Raw genomic sequence first — 17,474 nt, 5'->3', positions numbered from 1 at the left:
CCTGATCCCATCCCGAACTCAGCAGTGAAACGATGCATCGCCGATGGTAGTGTGGGGCTTCCCCATGTGAGAGTAGGTCATCGTCAAGATTCATTTCGCAAAACCCCTATCTGCACAGGCAGGTAGGGGTTTTGTCTTTGGGGTGCAAAAATCCCGAGCTTGCGTGGCACCTGCAGGCGCGGGTTCACCCGCGAACACCGGCAAAGCCGGTGTCTGCCACCACGTCGCCTGTTTCGCGGCTAAAGCGCTCCTAGACTGTTCGCGTGGTATCGTTCCCCCTCAGCCACCAGCGCCTTGCAGAGACCTGTCGATGCCCAGCACCACCCACCTTCACCCCGGCTTCATGATCGTCCATGGCAACCGCCTCGACGACCTGCGCAGCCTGGTGGTTAGCTGGATGCGTCGTTATCCCCTGGCGCCGCTGGAAAACGAAATCGCCTTGGTACAAAGCAATGGCATCGCCCAGTGGCTCAAACTGGCCCTGGCTGAAGATCCACTGGAAGATGACCTTGGTGGCTGCGGCATCGCTGCTGCAATTGATGTGCAACTACCAGGCAGCTTCATGTGGCAGTTGTACCGGAGCGTGCTGGGGCGCGACGAGATTCCCCAGGTTTCCCTGCTCGACAAGGCACCGCTGACCTGGCGCCTGATGCGCCTGCTCCCAGCCTTGATCGAGCGCCCGCACTTCGAGCCGCTGCGGCGTTTCCTGACCGACGACAGTGACCTGCGCAAGCGCTATCAGCTCGCCGAGCGCCTGGCCGACCTGTTCGACCAATACCAGGTCTACCGCGCTGACTGGCTCAAGGACTGGGCTGGCGGTGAGCACGTCCTCAACACCGCCCGTGGTGAGCGCAAGCCACTGCCCCCGGGGAACCGCTGGCAGGCCGAATTATGGCGTGCATTGCTGGAGGATGTCGGCGAGCAGGGCATGGCGCAAAGCCGTGCTGGCGTCCATCAGCGCTTCATCGAACGTATCAACAGCCTGGAACAGGCACCGCCGGGGCTACCGCCCCGGGTCATCGTGTTCGGCATTTCCTCGTTGCCAGCCCAGGCCCTGGAAGCACTCGCCGGCCTGGCTCGCTTCAGCCAAGTGTTGCTGTGCGTGCACAACCCATGTCGCCACCACTGGGCCGATATCGTTGCCGACAAGGACCTGCTGCGGCATCAATACAAGCGCCAGCAGCGCAAGCAAGGCATGCCCCTGCAACTGGACGACCAGTCGCTGCATCAACACGCCCACCCGCTGCTGGCCGCTTGGGGCAAACAAGGCCGTGACTACATCAACCTGCTCGACAGTTACGATGACCCTGCCAGTTACCAAGGCGTGTTCAGCGATGGCCGCATCGACTTGTTCAGCGACGGCTCGCCTGCCACGCTGCTCAACCAGTTGCAGGACGACATCCTCGAACTGCGTCCGCTCGCCGAAACCCGCGAACTGTGGCCGGCAATCGACCCGACGCAGGATCGCTCGATCCGCTTCCACATTGCCCACAGCCCGCAGCGTGAAGTGGAGATACTCCATGACCAGTTGCTGGCCCGCTTCAGTGCCGACCCCACCCTGCGCCCTCGTGACGTCATCGTCATGCTGCCGGCCATCGACACCTATGCGCCGCATATCCGCGCCGTATTCGGGCAGTTGCAGCGCAACGACCCACGCTACATCCCGTTCACCCTGACCGACCAGGGCCAGCGCGGCCGCGAGCCCTTGCTGATTGCGCTCGAACACCTGCTGAAGCTGCCGGACAGCCGTTTCGCGGTCAGTGAAGTGCTCGACCTGCTGGACGTGCCGGCAGTCCGCGCCCGTTTCGGTATCCGCGAAAGCGACCTGCCCACGCTGCACCGCTGGATCGAGGGCGCCGGCATCCGCTGGGGCCTCGATGCCGAGCAGCGGGCCAGCCTCGGGTTACCTGCAGGGCTGGAACAGAACAGTTGGCGGTTCGGCTTGCGGCGCATGTTGCTGGGTTACGCGGTCGGCGTGGGAGAGGCCTGCGACGACATCGAACCCTACGATGAAATCGGCGGCCTGGATGCGGCCCTGATCGGCCCGCTGGCCGCCTTGCTGGAAGCCCTAGACGTGGCCTGCCAGGCTTTGTCCGAACCTGCCACGGTCAGCCAGTGGGGCGAGCGCCTGCATGCTCTGTTGCAGGTATTCTTCCTGGCCGAGGGCGAGCGTGACGAGTTTTTGCTGATGCAATTGCAGGATCTGCGCGACGGCTGGCTTGAAGTATGCGAGGCCGTTGGCCTGCAAGACCCGTTGCCGTTGACCGTCGTACGTGAAGCCTGGCTGTCGGGCCTTGACCAGGGCAAGTTGTCCCAGCGCTTCCTCGCCGGCTCGGTGAACTTCTGCACGCTGATGCCGATGCGCGCCATCCCGTTCCGGGTGGTGTGCCTGCTAGGCATGAACGATGGCGACTACCCCCGTGCCCAGCAACCGCTGGACTTCGACCTGATGGCCAGCGACTACCGCCCGGGAGACCGTTCGCGCCGCGAGGATGACCGCTACCTGCTACTGGAGGCGTTACTGTCGGCACGCGACCAGCTTTATATCAGCTGGGTCGGGCGTAGCATCCGCGACAACAGCGAACGCCCGGCCTCGGTACTGATCGGCCAGCTGCGTGACCACCTTGCGGCTGGCTGGCTTCTGGCAAATGCGCAGCAAGGGCAGCCAGCCGAGCCCGGCGAGCAGCTGCTGCATGCGCTGACCCAGGAACACCCGTTGCAGCCGTTCAGCCCGCGCTACTTCCAGCAAGGCAGCCCGCTGTTCAGCTTTGCCCATGAATGGCAGGTGCTGCATCAGCAGGAGCCGGATGACGAGCAGGGCGACCCCGGCCTGCCACCCTATCAGAACGACGAAGCCCTGAACCTGACCCTGCTGGGTGACTTTCTGCGCCATCCGGTGCGGCACTTCTTCAGCCAACGCCTGAAGGTGTACTTCGAAGCGTTAGAGGCACCGACCCCGGACGAAGAGCCCTTCGTCCTCGACGCCCTGCAACGCTACGGTGCCAGCGAAAGCCTGCTCGGCGCCGCGCTGGCCGAGCCGGACAATGCCGAACAGGCCCTGCAGATACAGGCCCGGCGCCTGCAGGCCTGTGGCCTGCTGCCACTGGCGGGGTTCGGCGAGTTGCTGCAGCGCGAGCTGATCGAGCCGCTGCCAGACCTGCTGCAACGCCACCGCCAGTTGTTGCAACGCTGGCCGCGCCTGGTCGAGGGCGCGTTGCCGGTGCATTTCGAACATGGCCAACACCGCCTCGAAGGCTGGCTGGGCCGGGTGTTCCAGGCGGATGACCAGAGCCTGCTGAGTATCACGACCGTGCCCAACACCATCAGTGCGGGGCGCAATGCCCTCAAGTGGCACCGCCTGATCGTGCCCTGGGTCACCCACCTGGCAGCCTGCGCAGCGGGCTATCCCTATCACAGCGCACTGGTGGCCAGTGACCTGACCCTGCTGCTTGCACCATTGCCGCAAGCGCAGGCGGCGCAGTTGCTGAGCGACTTGCTGGTGGCCCGTCAGGCGGCGATGAACGCACCATTGCCGGTCGCGGCCAAGACCGCATTCGCCTGGCTGGCCCAGGACGACAGCGACAAAGCCCTGGCCGCTGCAACCCGCGCCTACGAAGGCGACGGCCGCACCAGTTTCGGCGAGCGCAGTGAAAGCGTGGCCCTGGCCCGCCAGTTCCGCGACTTTGCCGCGCTCACGGCTGATGAAACCTTCGAAGGCTGGTGCGAAACGTTGTACCGCCCATTGTTCGACGCCCCTTGGCAGACCCTGGGCAACCCGGAGAAAGGCGCATGACCCAGGACCGTCCCCTGGCACTGAGTTTCCCCCTGCATGGCAGCCAACTGATCGAGGCCAGCGCCGGCACGGGCAAGACTTTCACCATTTCGGCGCTGTACCTGCGCCTGATCCTCGGCCACGGCGGCGAGCAGGGCTTCGATCGCGAGCTGCTGCCCCCGCAGATCCTGGTGGTGACCTTCACCGACGCCGCGACCAAAGAGCTGCGCGAGCGCATCCGCGCCCGCCTGGCCGAAGCTGCGCGGTTCTTCCGTGGTGAACTGCAAGCTGCTGATCCGCTGTTGCACCAGCTGCGCGATGACTACCCGGAAGAGGCCTGGCCGCGCTGTGCCGGCCGCCTGGAGATCGCTGTGCAGTGGATGGACGAGGCCGCCGTGTCGACCATCCACGGCTGGTGTCAGCGCATGCTCCGCGAGCACGCCTTCGACAGCGGCAGCCTGTTCACCCAGACCCTGGAAACCGACCACAGTGACTTGTTGGCGCAAGTGGTACGCGATTACTGGCGGCGCTTCTGCTATGGCATGCAAGGCGATGCGCTGGCCTGGGTGCGCAACCAGTGGGGTAGCCCTGACGCCTTGCTGTCGCGCATCCGCCCGCTGTTCGGCCGGGTGCGCACCCAGCACGAAGGGCTGGAGCCGGCGGCGCTGATCGAGGCGTCGCTGCAGCAGCGTGGCGAGCAGTTGGCCCGGCTCAAGGCACCGTGGGCGCAATGGGCCGAGGAGCTGCGGCAGATGTGCCATGCTGCGGTGGCCGCCAAGCAGGTCGACGGCCGCAAGATGCGTGCGCAGTATTTTGATTCCTGGTGCGACAAGCTCTGCGCCTGGGCTGCTGACGAACAGCTGGTCGAGCTGGAGTTGGGCAGCGGCTTCAATCGCTTGACGCCGGCGGGCATGCTTGACGCGTGGAAGTCCGGTGAGCCACCCGTCCACCCGGCCCTCGATGCCATGCAGGCCCTGCAGCAACAGTTGCAAGCCCTGGACAGCCCGGAGGCGCCCTTGCTTGAGCATGCGGCCAGCTGGGTAGCGGCACGCTTCGAAATCGAAAAGCGTCGGCGTGCGGAAATGGGCTTCGACGACATGCTCATGCGCCTGCAGCAGGCCTTGGCCAGCGAGGCCGGCGAGCGCCTGGCCGGGCTGATCCGCGAACAGTTCCCGGTCGCCCTGATCGACGAATTCCAGGACACCGATCCGGTCCAGTACGGTATCTTCGAGCGCATCTACCAGATCAGCAAAAACCGCAGCCAAACCGGGCTGTTCATGATCGGCGACCCCAAGCAGGCGATCTATGCCTTCCGTGGCGCCGACATCTACACCTACCTGGCCGCGCGCCGTGCTACCAGCGGCCGCCTGCACAGCCTGGACACCAACTACCGCTCCAGCAAAGCCATGGTTGCGGCGGTCAACCAGCTGTTCCTGCAGGCCGAGACGCGTGAAACCGGGCGCGGTGCGTTCCTGTTCCGCGAGGCTGATGACAACCCGCTGCCATTTATCGAGGTTCGTGCCAAAGGCCGCGGCGAACAATTGCTGATCGACGGTCAACCCTGTGCCGCCCTGCAATGCTGGCAGCTGGAAAGCGAGGAGCCGGTCTCCAGCAGCGTCTACCGCCAGCAACTGGCGGCCAGTTGCGCCAGCCATATCGTTGCCTTGCTCAATGGCGGCCAGCAGGGCAGTACAGGTTTTCGCAATGCCGAGGGCGAACTGCGCCCGTGCCTGCCCTCTGACATCGCCATCCTGGTCCGTGACGGCTACGAAGCGCAAATGGTCCGTGCCGAGCTGGCCGCGCGCGAGGTACGCAGCGTCTACCTGTCCGACAAGGACTCGGTGTTCGCCGCCCAGGAAGCGCACGACCTGCTGGCCTGGCTGAAGGCCTGCGCCGAACCCGATTCGGAACGCCTGCTCAAGGCCGCCCTGGCCAGCCTGACCCTCAATCTGTCGCTGGCGGCGCTGGACCGGCTGAACCAGGACGAGCGCGTCTGGGAAGACTGGGTCATGCGTTTTCGCCGTTACCGCGATATCTGGCAGCGCCAGGGCGTGCTGCCAATGCTGCGGCACCTGCTGCATGACTTCCAGCTGCCGCGCACGCTGATCCGCCGCAGTGATGGCGAGCGGGTGCTGACCAACCTGCTGCACCTGGCCGAACTGCTGCAGCAGGCCGCTGGCGAACTGGATGGCGAACAGGCACTGATTCGGCATCTGGCCGAGCATCTGGCCAGTTCCGGCCAGGCCGGCGAGGAGCAGATCCTGCGCCTGGAAAGCGACGAGCAACTGGTCAAGGTGGTGACCATTCACAAGTCCAAGGGCCTGGAATACCCCTTGGTCTACCTGCCGTTCATCTGCACCAGCAAACCGGTCGACGGCAGCCGTCTGCCGCTGGCCTGGCATGACAGCCTGGGTAACGCCCATCTCACCCTCACGCCGGCCCCGGAACAGGTCGAGCGCGCCGATGACGAGCGCCTGGCCGAGGACCTGCGCCTGCTCTACGTGGCCCTGACCCGTGCCCAGCATGCCTGTTGGCTGGGCGTTGCCGACCTCAAGCGCGGCAACCAGAAGAGCTCGCAGTTGCACCGTTCGGCGTTCGGCTACCTGCTCGGTGGCGGCCTCGCCTTGCCGGGCTCGGAACAGCTGGGGAACTGGTTGCAGGCCCTGGCGGCAACCAGCCCGTATATCAGCTGCCCCGGCCTGCCGCAGGCGGACCAGCAGCTGTATCGCATGCCACATGCCGCGCGGGAGCTGCTGCCGGCCCGCAAGCCGCGCCGTGCGGCGGTCGAGCACTGGTGGATCGCCTCGTACAGCGCGCTGCGCATCGGCGAGCAGGCACTCGGCGCCGACAGCTCGCAGGCGCAGCAGTTGTTCGACGACGAAAGGGCCGATGCACAGATGTTGCGCGAGGTCCCGGCCGACAGTGGCGATATCCACCGCTTCCCGCGTGGGCCCAACCCCGGTACCTTCCTCCACGGCTTGCTGGAGTGGGCGGGCCGTGAGGGCTTCGAACAGGTGAGTGGCAACCCGCAACTGATCAAGGAAACCGTCGGTCAGCGCTGCAACCGGCGTGACTGGACCGGCTGGATCACCACCCTCAGCCAATGGCTGCAACGCCTGCTGGGCGAGGCGCTACCCTTGTCAGGCAAGGGCCTGAGCGTGACCCTTGGGCAGTTGCGCCATTATCAGGTCGAAATGGAGTTCTGGTTCGCCAGCCGTCAGGTCGATGCCGAACAGCTCGACCGCCTGGTGGCGCGCCATACCCACCCCGGCCTGGCGCGCCCGGCGGCGCAACCGACCTTGCTCAACGGCATGTTCAAAGGCTTCATCGACCTGGCATTCGAGCTGGATGGGCTCTACTACGTGGCCGATTACAAGTCCAACTGGCTGGGCCCGGACATCCAGGCCTACGATGGCCTGGCCATGGAAAAAGCCATTCTCGAACACCGTTACGACCTGCAGTACGTGTTGTACGTGCTGGCCCTGCATCGCCAGCTGCGCGCACGCCTGCCCGATTATGACTACGACCGCCATGTCGGCGGCGCCCTGTTCATCTTCCTGCGCGGTGCCAGCAGCAGCGGCCACGGCGTATATCACAGCAAGCCGCCGCGTGAGCTGATCGAAAGCCTTGATGCGCTGTTCCGCGGCGAGCACCCGCCCATGCAGCAGGACCTGTTTGCCGGAGCCATGATATGAGCCGCACCATGAGCCGAAGCCTCGCCGGCCTGTTGCCCACCCCGCTGCAGGCCGGGCACTTGCTGGCCCTGAAGCCACAGCACGACAGCGCCGACCTGCTGCAACTGCTCGACCGTTGGGTGGAGCGCGGCTGGTTGCGAGCCCTGGACCGCGCGTTCGTGTCGTTCCTGGAAGAGCGCGCTCCCGGTAGCGACCCCTTGCTGTTGCTGGCCGCTGCCCTGGCGAGCCACCAGCTGGGCCATGGCCATGTCTGCCTCGACTTGCAGCAAACCCTGGCAGAACCCGACTTTGCCCTGTCGTTGCCGCCCGAAGGCGATGCCTTGACCGGCCCCTTGCTGCTGCCCTCGCAATTGCTGGCCAACCTCGACCTGCTCGCCTGGCGCCAACGGATTGCCGCCAGCACGCTGGTAGCTGCCGGCGATACCCCGGGGCAGCAAGCGCGGCCGCTGGTGCTCAGCGGCGAGCGCCTGTACCTGCGCCGCTACTGGAATTACGAGCGGCGCATCGACCATATCCTGCGTCAGCGCCTGACCCAGGCCGAAGCAGCACCGGCCGACCTGCCGGCCCGCCTGGCGCAACTGTTCGACGGGGGAGCGCCCGCAGGCCAGGTCGACTGGCAGAAACTCGCCTGCGCCCTGGCCACCCGCGCCGGCTTCAGCATCATCACTGGTGGCCCCGGTACCGGCAAGACGACCACCGTGGTACGCCTGTTGGCCTTGCTGCAGGCGCCGGCGGTGGAGCAGGGCAGGCCACTGCGCATCCGCCTGGCCGCGCCGACCGGCAAGGCGGCGGCGCGCCTGACCGAATCCATCGGCCAGCAAGTCGAACGCCTTCAGGTCAGCGCCGAGGTACGCGGGCAGATCCCTACCGAGGTCAGTACCGTGCACCGTCTGCTCGGCAGCCGACCAGGCTCACGACACTTCCGCCATCATGCCGGCAACCCATTGCCGTTGGATGTACTGGTGGTCGACGAAGCCTCGATGATCGACCTGGAAATGATGGCCAACCTGCTCGATGCCCTGCCGCCACGCGCGCGCCTGGTGCTGCTGGGCGACAAGGACCAACTGGCCTCGGTCGAGGCCGGTGCGGTACTGGGCGACCTGTGCCGTGACGCCGAAGACGGCTGTTATTCGCCGGCGACCCAGGCATGGTTGGAGCAGGTCGGTGGCGAGTCGCTGGCCGGCAGTGGCCTCAAGAGCGGTGACGAGCAGCGCCATCCGCTGGCCCAGCAGGTGGTTATGTTGCGCTTCTCGCGGCGTTTCGGCGAAGGCAGCGGCATTGGCCAGCTGGCCCGGCTGGTCAACCGCCAGGAAGCGCACGCGGCGCGCAACCTGCTGGCCATGCCGCCAGCCGACGTGCACAGCCTGGCCCTGAAGCAGGCGCACGACCGCGCCTTCGACCGCTTGCTGCTCGACGGCCTCGACCGAGGCAGCGATGGGCCGCAGGGCTACCGCAGTTATCTGCGTACCCTCGGACGCTACCGTCCGGCGTTCGATACCGCCGTTGATGATCCTGCCTGGGAGCAGTGGGCAGGCAAAGTGCTGCAAAGCTTCGAGGACTTCCAGCTACTGTGTGCGGTACGCCGCGGGGCCTGGGGCGTCGAAGGCCTCAACGAGCGGGTGGCACGGGTGCTGCACAATGCCGGGTTGATCGACAGCCAGCAGCCCTGGTACGAAGGGCGCCCGGTGCTGGTGACGCGCAACGATTACGGCCTGGGCCTGATGAACGGTGATATCGGCATCGCGCTGCGCCTGCCTGACGAGCGCGGCGAGCCCCTGCTGCGCGTGGCATTTCCGCGCAATGACGGCAGTGGCGGGGTACGTTTCGTCCTGCCCAGCCGGTTGAACGAGGTGGAAACGGTATTCGCCATGACCGTGCACAAGTCCCAGGGCTCGGAGTTCGGCCACACCGCTCTGGTGCTGCCGGAAGCACTGAACCCGGTGCTGACCAAGGAGCTGATATACACCGGGATTACCCGCGCCAAGCACTGCTTCAGCCTGGTCGAACCCCGCCATGGCATTTTCGAAGAAGCGGTGGCGCGCAAGGTTCGGCGTATTTCCGGGTTGATGCTCGAACAAGTCTGAATCCGCACGCGGTCTTGTAGGGCGGCCATATGCTATCGTTGCGCCGTAGTCCGATAGGATCTTGAGAGATTTCCCGCATGAAGCTGGCCGCAAGGCGAGTGACAAGCTGTGTGCTTTCGCTATTGCTGGCCGCCCTGTTCCTTGCAGCAGGTCCTGCCCGGGCGGACACCGCAACAACCGTCGCCCAGGCGCAGCAACGCGCCAAAGCCGTTACTCAGGTAGTGCTCGGCATCTTCAGCTATGCCCGCTGGCCCGTCGAACCCTTACCCTTGCGGCTGTGCCTGGTCGGCCCGACCGAGTACGCCGATGACCTGATCAAAGGCCACGTCCAGGAGTCCGGCCAGCCGCTGCAGGTGCGGCGCCTGCTGGCGACGGATAGCCAGGTCGCCCAGGCCTGCGATGCCCTGTATATCGGCAAGCTCGACCAGGGCCAGCGTGACCGGCTGTTCGAGCGTGTCAGTGGCCACCCGGTACTGAGCATCAGCGAAGCGGACGACCCCTGCACGGTCGGCAGCCTGTTCTGCCTGCGGGTCAGCGACCGGCAGGTTGCCTTCGAGGTCAACCTCGACTCGGTGGCACGCTCCGGTGTGCGCATTCACCCCAGCGTGCTGCAATTGTCGCAGCGCCGGGCGGTGCAGCCATGAAACTGGCGCACAAGCGCGGCGCACGCCCGACCCTGCGCTCGGTGCTCGGCCGTGGCCACCTGAGCGTCGCTTTGCTCGCCGTCGGCCTGGCGGGCGTTTCCCTGACCCTGCTGGGCGTGCTCGCCCTGCGTGTTTATGCCAACCACAACTTGCACCTGATCGCCCGCTCGATCAGTTACACCGTGGAAGCGGCCGTGGTGTTCGACGACGGCGCCGCGGCCAACGAAGCGCTGGCGCTGATTGCCAGCGCCGAGGAAGTGGCTGAAGCCAGGGTATTCGACAACGAAGGCCAGCAACTGGCGCATTGGCAGCGCAGTGATAGCGGCCTGCTTGCGCGGTTGGAAGGGCAGGTTGCCAGCGCTTTGCTGGATGAGCCGGTCAAACTGCCGATTGTTCACCAGCAGCGGCAGGTCGGGCGCATCGAACTGGTTGGCCAGGGGCGCAGCCTGTTGCTGTTCCTGCTCAGCGGGCTGCTCGGCATCCTGTTCTGTTCGCTGCTCAGCGCCCTGGCTGCGCAATACCTGTCGCGGCGTTTGCTCGGTGATATCGTCCGCCCGCTGCGCGGCCTGGCCAGCGTTGCTCACGCCGCCCGCCGGGGGCGCAGCTTCGATCGGCGTGTACCGGAAGCACCGATAGCCGAGCTTCATGAACTGGGCAACGACTTCAATGCCCTGCTGGATGAACTTGAGGTGTGGCACAGCCACCTGCAAAACGAAAACCAGACGCTGGCCCACCAGGCCAGCCATGACAGCTTGACCGGCCTGCCCAACCGCGCCTTTTTCGAGGGGCGCCTGACCCGCAGCCTGCGTAACGCCGAGCGGCAGCAGGAGCACCTGGCGCTGCTGTTTCTCGACAGTGACCACTTCAAGCAGATCAACGATACCCTCGGTCATGCCGTGGGCGATGAAGTGCTGATCAGCGTGGCCGATCGTGTGCGCGCCCAGCTGCGTGAGCACGACCTGGTGGCGCGCCTGGGCGGCGACGAGTTCGCCGTGTTGCTGACGCCTTTGCATTCGCGCCAGGATGCCGAGCGCGTTGCCGAGAAGATCGTTGCCAGCATGAAGCTGCCGGTGCAACTGGACAGTGGCCGCAGTATCGCCACCTCGGTGAGTGTCGGTATCGCCTATTACCCGGATGACGGCAGCGATCCTGCCAGTCTTCTGAATGCTGCCGACGCGGCGATGTACCAGGCCAAGCGCAATCGCCGCGGGCACTGGCACGTCGCGCAGATGGAAAACAACAAACAGGAGTTGAACCCGTGAAGCAGGCTGTGCGTTTCCCCCTATGGGCCTTGGTGCTGGCGCTGCTGGCCTTGGCTGGTTGCCAGAGCACGCCGCCCAAAGGCCTGAGCGCCGAACAGATCGCTGTGCTCAAGCGCGAAGGCTTTACCCCGACCGACGAAGGTTGGGCCTATGACTTGTCCGGCAAGGTGCTGTTCGGCAGCGACCTGGACAGCCTCAACAGCCAGAGCCAGGCGATTGTCGAACGTATCGGCAAGGCATTGCTCGGCGTTGGCATCCAGGGCGTGCGGGTGGACGGGCATGCCGACGCGTCGGGCAAGGCGGCGTACAACCAACAGCTGTCCGAGCGGCGTGCGCAAAGCGTGGCCAAGGCGTTGGTCGCGGTAGGCATGCCGGCACGGAATATCCACAGCCGTGGCCTGGGCAGCAGCCAGCCGGTGGCGGACAACCGCACCAGCGCCGGGCGTACCGAGAACCGGCGGGTGTCTATTGTCGTGGCTTCCTACTGATTCCTGCGCTACGGTTACAGACCTACTTGCGAGAGCGGGCTACAGGGTGCCTGGCACCGGCTCCGCCGGTGTTCGCGGGCAAGCCCGCTCCCACACTATCGATGCTGCCCCAAGCATGATCACTCCTGAGCAAAGCGCATCTCCCGCGTCTCGCCCATCAACAGCGGCGCATTGGCCTCGGTCACCCCGCGGATGTAATCCCACAACAGGGTAATCCGCTTCAACTTGCGCAAATCCTCCCGGCAGTACATCCAGAATTGCCGTGTCACCTCGATTTCTTCCGGCAGTACCGTCACCAGTCGTGGATCCTGCGCGGCCAGGAAGCAGGGCAATATCGCCAACCCTCGCCCTTGCAGCGCCGCCGTGTATTGGGCAATCACGCTGGTGCTGCGCAAATGCGCGCTGGCGCTGGGGATCAGGTTGGCCAGGTACAGCAGCTCCGAGCTGAACGCCAGGTCGTCCACGTAACTGATGAACGGGTGCCTGGCCAGGTCCGCGATCTGGCGGATGGGGGCGTGGTTATCGAGATATTCCCGGGTGGCGTACAGCCGCAAGCGGTAGTCGCACAGCTTGCAGCACACGTACGGCCCATGCTCCGGTCGTTCCAGGGCAATGACGATGTCCGCCTCGCGCTTGGACAGGCTGATGAAGTGCGGCAGCGGCAGTATGTCCACCGAGATTGCCGGGTAGGCATCGACGAAGTGGCTCAGCTGCGGGGTGACGAAAAAACTGCCGAACCCTTCGGTGCAGCCCATGCGCACGTGCCCGGACAACGCCACGCCCGACCCGGACACCTGTTCGCAGGCCATGTGCAGCGTGCTCTCGATCGACTCGGCATAGCCCAGCAGGCGCTGGCCTTCGGCGGTAAGGACAAAGCCGTTGGTGCGCGACTTCTCGAACAGCAGGGTGCCGAGTGCCCCTTCCAGCGAGCTGATGCGCCGCGACACCGTGGTGTAGTCGACGCTCAGGCGCTTGGCAGCGCTGCTGGCCTTGCGGGTACGGGCCACTTCGAGGAAGAACTTCAGGTCGTCCCAGTTGAGCGCGCTCAGGGATGTGAGGTCTTTTTGCATGATGATCCGGTTTTTTTGTGCGTTCTTGTTGGATGTTTGCACATCTATACTCGAAACAAGCCTCAGGACGCCAGCTTGCGTTTGCTCGGCGCTGGCGATCTCGTCCCGACAATAATTCCAAGGAGAACGCAGATGAACGCACCGCAATCCCCTAACCAGACCAAAATCGACCAGGTCAAGCTGCTGATCGACGGCCAGTGGGTCGAGTCCAAGACCTCTGAATGGCGCGATATCGTCAACCCGGCCACCCAGGAAGTGCTGGCGCGCGTACCGTTTGCCACCGCCGAGGAAGTGGACGCCGCCGTGGCCGCTGCCCAGCGTGCCTTCAAGACCTGGCGCGATACCCCGATTGGCGCACGCATGCGCATCATGCTCAAGCTGCAGGCGCTGATCCGCGAACATACCAAGCGCATCGCCCAGGTGCTCAGTGCCGAACAAGGCAAGACCCTGGCCGATGCCGAAGGCGATATCTTCCGCGGCCTGGAAGTGGTCGAGCATGCAGCCTCGATCGGCACCCTGCAGATGGGCGAATTCGCCGAAAACGTCGCCGGTGGCGTCGATACCTATACCTTGCGTCAGCCCATTGGCGTATGCGCCGGTATCACCCCGTTCAACTTCCCGGCCATGATCCCGCTGTGGATGTTCCCGATGGCCATCGTCTGCGGCAACACCTTCGTGCTCAAGCCGTCCGAGCAGGACCCGCTGTCGACCATGCTGCTGGTCGAGCTGGCGCTGGAAGCCGGCGTACCGGCTGGCGTGCTCAACGTGGTGCACGGTGGCAAGCAAGTGGTGGATGCCATCTGCACCCACCCGGACATCAAGGCGATTTCCTTCGTCGGCTCCACCGAAGTGGGCACCCACGTGTACAACCTGGGCAGCCAGCACGGCAAGCGCGTGCAGTCGATGATGGGCGCCAAGAACCACGCAGTGGTGTTGCCCGATGCCAACCGCACCCAAACCATCAACGCCCTGGTCGGTGCCGCCTTCGGCGCGGCGGGCCAGCGCTGCATGGCCACCTCGGTGGCGGTACTGGTCGGCAAGGCACGCGAATGGCTGCCAGACATCAAGGAAGCGGCCAGCAAGCTCAAGGTCAATGCTGGTTGTGAGCCAGGCACCGATGTCGGCCCGGTGGTTTCCAAGCGTGCCAAGGAGCGTGTGCTGGGCCTGATCGAAAGCGGTATCAAGGAAGGTGCCAAGCTGGAACTCGACGGCCGTGACGTCAAGGTGCCGGGTTACGAGCAAGGCAACTTCGTCGGCCCAACCCTGTTCTCGGGGGTGAAGACCGACATGCAGATCTACACCCAGGAAATCTTCGGCCCGGTACTGGTGACCCTGGAGGTCGACACCCTCGACGAGGCCATCGCCCTGGTCAACGCCAACCCGTTCGGCAACGGCACCGGCCTGTTCACCCAGAGCGGCGCAGCCGCGCGCAAGTTCCAGAGCGAAATCGACATCGGCCAGGTAGGTATCAACATTCCGATCCCGGTACCGGTGCCGTTCTTCAGCTTCACCGGCTCCCGTGGCTCCAAGCTCGGCGACCTCGGCCCGTACGGCAAGCAAGTGGTGCAGTTCTACACTCAGACCAAGACCGTCACCGCCCGCTGGTTCGATGACGACAGTGTCAACGACGGTGTGAACACCACCATCAGCCTGCGTTAAGGAGAGCGTCATGCGTATCGCATTCATCGGCCTCGGCAACATGGGCGCACCGATGGCCCGCAACCTGATCAAGGCCGGACACCAACTGAACCTGTTCGACCTGAACAAGGCCGTGCTGGCCGAGCTCGCCGAACTGGGCGGGCAGATCAGCCCTTCGCCCAAGGACGCGGTGGCCAACAGCGAGCTGGTGATCACCATGCTGCCGGCCGCTGCCCATGTGCGCAGCGTTTACTTGAATGAAGATGGCGTGCTGGCGGGTATCCGCCCTGGCACGCCCACCGTGGATTGCAGCACCATCGACCCGCAAACCGCGCGCGATGTATCCAAGGCGGCTGCCGCCAAAGGCGTGGACATGGGCGATGCGCCGGTGTCCGGCGGCACCGGTGGCGCTGCGGCTGGCACCCTGACCTTCATGGTTGGCGCCAGCACCGAGCTGTTCGCCACCCTGAAGCCGGTGTTGGAGCAGATGGGCCGCAACATCGTGCATTGCGGCGATGTCGGCACCGGGCAGATCGCCAAGATCTGCAACAACCTGCTGCTGGGCATCTCGATGGTCGGTGTGTCCGAAGCCATGGCGCTGGGCAATGCGCTGGGCATCGACACCAAGGTACTGGCCGGCATCATCAACAGTTCGACCGGCCGTTGCTGGAGTTCGGACACTTACAACCCATGGCCCGGCATCATCGAAACTGCGCCTGCATCGCGGGGGTATACCGGTGGGTTTGGCGCCGAGCTGATGCTCAAGGACCTGGGCCTGGCCACCGAAGCGGCGCGCCAGGCGCACCAACCGGTGATCCTCGGGGCCGTGGCCCAACAGCTGTACCAGGCCATGAGCCTGCGCGGTGAAGGGGGCAAGGATTTCTCGGCCATCGTCGAGAGTTACCGCAAGAAGGATTGACGCGCGAGGTGGACTTCATCGCGGGCCAGGTGGCCTTCCCTCTGTAACTGCGCACCAGAGGGAAGGGCGCCTGATCCGCGATTTTTTTGCTTCCGATTCAGCGGGCAGCATATGACTCTGTGGGAACGGGTTTACCCGCGAATGCTGCAGTAGCTTTACCGCCGCATTCGCGGGTAAACCCGCTCCCACAGGGGGCGATGTCAGTCTTTGAAATCAGGCGAAGACGAAATACTTGCGCACAGTTTCGACCACTTCCCAGGTACCTTTCATCCCCGGCTCGATCACGAACACGTCGCCTGCTTTCAGGTGTTTCGGCTCTTCGCCTTCCGGGGTGATGATGCAGTAGCCATCAAGGAAGTGGCAGAACTCCCACTTCTCGTAGTTGACCTCGAACTTGCCCGGGGTGCAAATCCAGGTGCCCATGATCTTGCTGCCGTCGGCCGACAGGTAGGCGTTGAGGTTGACGGTGTGCGGATCGCCGCCGATGCGCTTCCACTTGGTGGCGTCCACGACCGGTGTCGGGCAGGTTTCGCGCAGGACGGTTATGAAATCGGACATGGCACAACTCCTGGTGACTGGCTGAATGACCCGTCACCATAGGGCCATTGGCCGAGCCGCAGTTGCCTGGGCTCGACGTCCAGCTGTCTGGTCGCGCTATGCCAGGCGGTTGACCTCGACGGTGACATGCGCCAGTTCCTCGTGCACGCCCAATGCCTGGCGCACGCTGTCGGCGCTGAGTTCGCAAGCAGCGGCGAGGCCGAGGATGCAGGCGTACTGGTCCTTACCGACACGCCACACGTGCAGGTCGGTAATGCTGGCCGGCACTGGCAGCTGTGCCACCACTTCGCGTATTTCCGCCACCACCGGTGCGTCCATCTCCGCGTCCAGCAGTACCCGGCTGGTGTCGCGCAGCAATCCCCGGGCCCACAGCGCCACCAGCAGCGCACCCACCAGGCCCATGACTGGGTCGAGCCAGCCGGCGCCCCACAACTTGCCAGCCAGCAGGGCGACGATGGCCAGTACCGAGGTGGCGGCATCGGCGATCACATGCAGGTAGGCCGAGCGCAGGTTCAGGTCGTGGTGATGATGGCCGTGGTCGTGCTGATGATCGTGGCCATGGTGATGGTCATGATCATGATGATGATGGTGATCGTCCCGCAGCAGCCAGGCACAGATCAGGTTGACCGCCAGGCCCATGGCGGCGATGAAGATCGCCTGGTCGTAGTGGATCAGCCCCGGTGCCAGCAAGCGCTCTACCGACTGGAAGGCCATCAGCGCCGCCACCCCGAGCAGTAGCAGGGCGCTGGAATAGCCGCCGAGAATCTCGATTTTCCAGGTGCCGAAGGCAAAGCGCCGATCGCCGGCATAGCGCCGGGCTGCGGCGTAGGCCAGCAGCGACAGGCCCAGGGCCAGCGCGTGGGAACTCATGTGCCAGCCATCGGCCAGCAATGCCATGGAATTGAAGAACCAGCCGCCGGCAATCTCCGCCACCATCATCACGGCGGTCAGCCACACCGCCAGGCGGGTCTTGCGCTCGGCGCCCAGGTTACTGGTATGGAACTGGTGGCTGTGCTGCCAACGGTCTGAGGTTTGCGTCGCCATGGTTTATCATGCTTCCGGAATGTCGAGAAAAATACTATACCCCAGTATACCTAGCATGGTGCGAAACCCAATGGCACATACCCTGAAGAGCAAGAAGCAACTGCTGACCCGGGTGCGCAAGATCAAAGGCCAGGCCGCCGCCCTGGAGACGGCGCTGGAGCAGGACAAGGACTGCCTGGCGATCCTGCAGCAGATTGCCGCCGTGCGCGGCGCGGTGAACGGGCTGATGGCCGAAGTGATGGAAGGGCATATCCGCGAACACCTGGTGGCGGACGGGCTGAGCACCGAGCAGCGGCAGGA

The 17,474-nt window shown here is 64.8% G+C and carries 12 protein-coding genes and 1 rRNA gene; 10 read left to right on the top strand and 3 right to left on the bottom strand.

The genetic code is table 11. From position 1 onward, the window contains the following. From rrf to yfiB, 7 genes are all read left to right on the top strand, one after another. Nucleotides 1-89: ribosomal RNA gene (rrf, locus tag QSV36_RS06570) — 5S ribosomal RNA — on the top strand; the annotation flags it as partial. Nucleotides 90-310: 221 nt separating this feature from the next. Further along, complete coding sequence (gene recC, locus QSV36_RS06565) at nt 311-3,793, top strand: exodeoxyribonuclease V subunit gamma (protein ID WP_289130902.1); 3,483 nt, start codon at nt 311-313, stop codon at nt 3,791-3,793. Beyond that, nucleotides 3,790-7,467: an exodeoxyribonuclease V subunit beta gene (gene recB, locus QSV36_RS06560; RefSeq protein WP_289130901.1), complete on the top strand. Its 3,678-nt coding sequence runs from the start codon at nt 3,790-3,792 to the stop codon at nt 7,465-7,467. Before recC ends, recB begins: the two co-directional genes overlap by 4 nt. Nucleotides 7,468-7,475: 8 nt before the next feature. After that, nucleotides 7,476-9,551, top strand: coding sequence for an exodeoxyribonuclease V subunit alpha (gene recD, locus QSV36_RS06555; protein ID WP_289130900.1), 2,076 nt, complete (start codon nt 7,476-7,478; stop codon nt 9,549-9,551). A 77-nt stretch (nt 9,552-9,628) separates the two neighbouring features. After that, on the top strand, nt 9,629-10,195 hold the full coding sequence (gene yfiR, locus QSV36_RS06550; RefSeq protein ID WP_289130899.1) for a regulatory sequestration protein YfiR: 567 nt from the start codon (nt 9,629-9,631) through the stop codon (nt 10,193-10,195). Beyond that, nucleotides 10,192-11,457: a diguanylate cyclase DgcN/YfiN gene (gene dgcN / locus QSV36_RS06545; protein WP_289130898.1), complete on the top strand. Its 1,266-nt coding sequence runs from the start codon at nt 10,192-10,194 to the stop codon at nt 11,455-11,457. The genes yfiR and dgcN overlap by 4 nt, the downstream gene beginning before the upstream one ends. Beyond that, nucleotides 11,454-11,945: an outer membrane lipoprotein YfiB gene (yfiB, locus tag QSV36_RS06540; protein ID WP_289130897.1), complete on the top strand. Its 492-nt coding sequence runs from the start codon at nt 11,454-11,456 to the stop codon at nt 11,943-11,945. Before dgcN ends, yfiB begins: the two co-directional genes overlap by 4 nt. 119 nt (nt 11,946-12,064) lie before the next feature. Here the strand turns inward: yfiB and QSV36_RS06535 are convergent, their stop codons facing one another. Beyond that, nucleotides 12,065-13,015 carry a LysR family transcriptional regulator gene (locus QSV36_RS06535; RefSeq protein WP_170032673.1) on the bottom strand — a complete coding sequence of 317 codons (951 nt, stop codon included), beginning with the start codon at nt 13,013-13,015 and terminating at the stop codon, nt 12,065-12,067. Between the two features lie 132 nt (nt 13,016-13,147). Between QSV36_RS06535 and QSV36_RS06530 the strand changes: the two genes are divergently transcribed. Both QSV36_RS06530 and mmsB read left to right on the top strand, forming a co-directional pair. Continuing rightward, complete coding sequence (locus QSV36_RS06530; RefSeq protein ID WP_289130896.1) at nt 13,148-14,674, top strand: CoA-acylating methylmalonate-semialdehyde dehydrogenase; 1,527 nt, start codon at nt 13,148-13,150, stop codon at nt 14,672-14,674. 10 nt (nt 14,675-14,684) lie between these two features. Continuing rightward, entirely contained in the window at nt 14,685-15,572 is an 888-nt protein-coding gene (gene mmsB / locus QSV36_RS06525) for a 3-hydroxyisobutyrate dehydrogenase (protein WP_289130895.1), read from the top strand. A 213-nt stretch (nt 15,573-15,785) separates the two neighbouring features. Here the strand turns inward: mmsB and QSV36_RS06520 are convergent, their stop codons facing one another. Then, nucleotides 15,786-16,130, bottom strand: a complete 345-nt coding sequence (locus tag QSV36_RS06520; RefSeq protein ID WP_003258412.1) for a cupin domain-containing protein — start codon at nt 16,128-16,130, stop codon at nt 15,786-15,788. A 96-nt stretch (nt 16,131-16,226) separates the two neighbouring features. Next, nucleotides 16,227-17,174, bottom strand: a complete 948-nt coding sequence (dmeF, locus tag QSV36_RS06515) for a CDF family Co(II)/Ni(II) efflux transporter DmeF (protein ID WP_289130894.1) — start codon at nt 17,172-17,174, stop codon at nt 16,227-16,229. Nucleotides 17,175-17,244: 70 nt separating this feature from the next. Between dmeF and QSV36_RS06510 the strand changes: the two genes are divergently transcribed. After that, a partial coding sequence (locus QSV36_RS06510; RefSeq protein ID WP_289130893.1) for a metal/formaldehyde-sensitive transcriptional repressor occupies nt 17,245-17,474 on the top strand: 230 nt, incomplete at its 3' end.

It is taken from the genome of Pseudomonas sp. BCRC 81390 (genome assembly GCF_030341915.1).
Classification (GTDB): domain Bacteria; phylum Pseudomonadota; class Gammaproteobacteria; order Pseudomonadales; family Pseudomonadaceae; genus Aquipseudomonas.
Note: the sequence above shows the minus strand (reverse complement) of the source record. Positions and strands in the feature narration are given on the sequence as shown.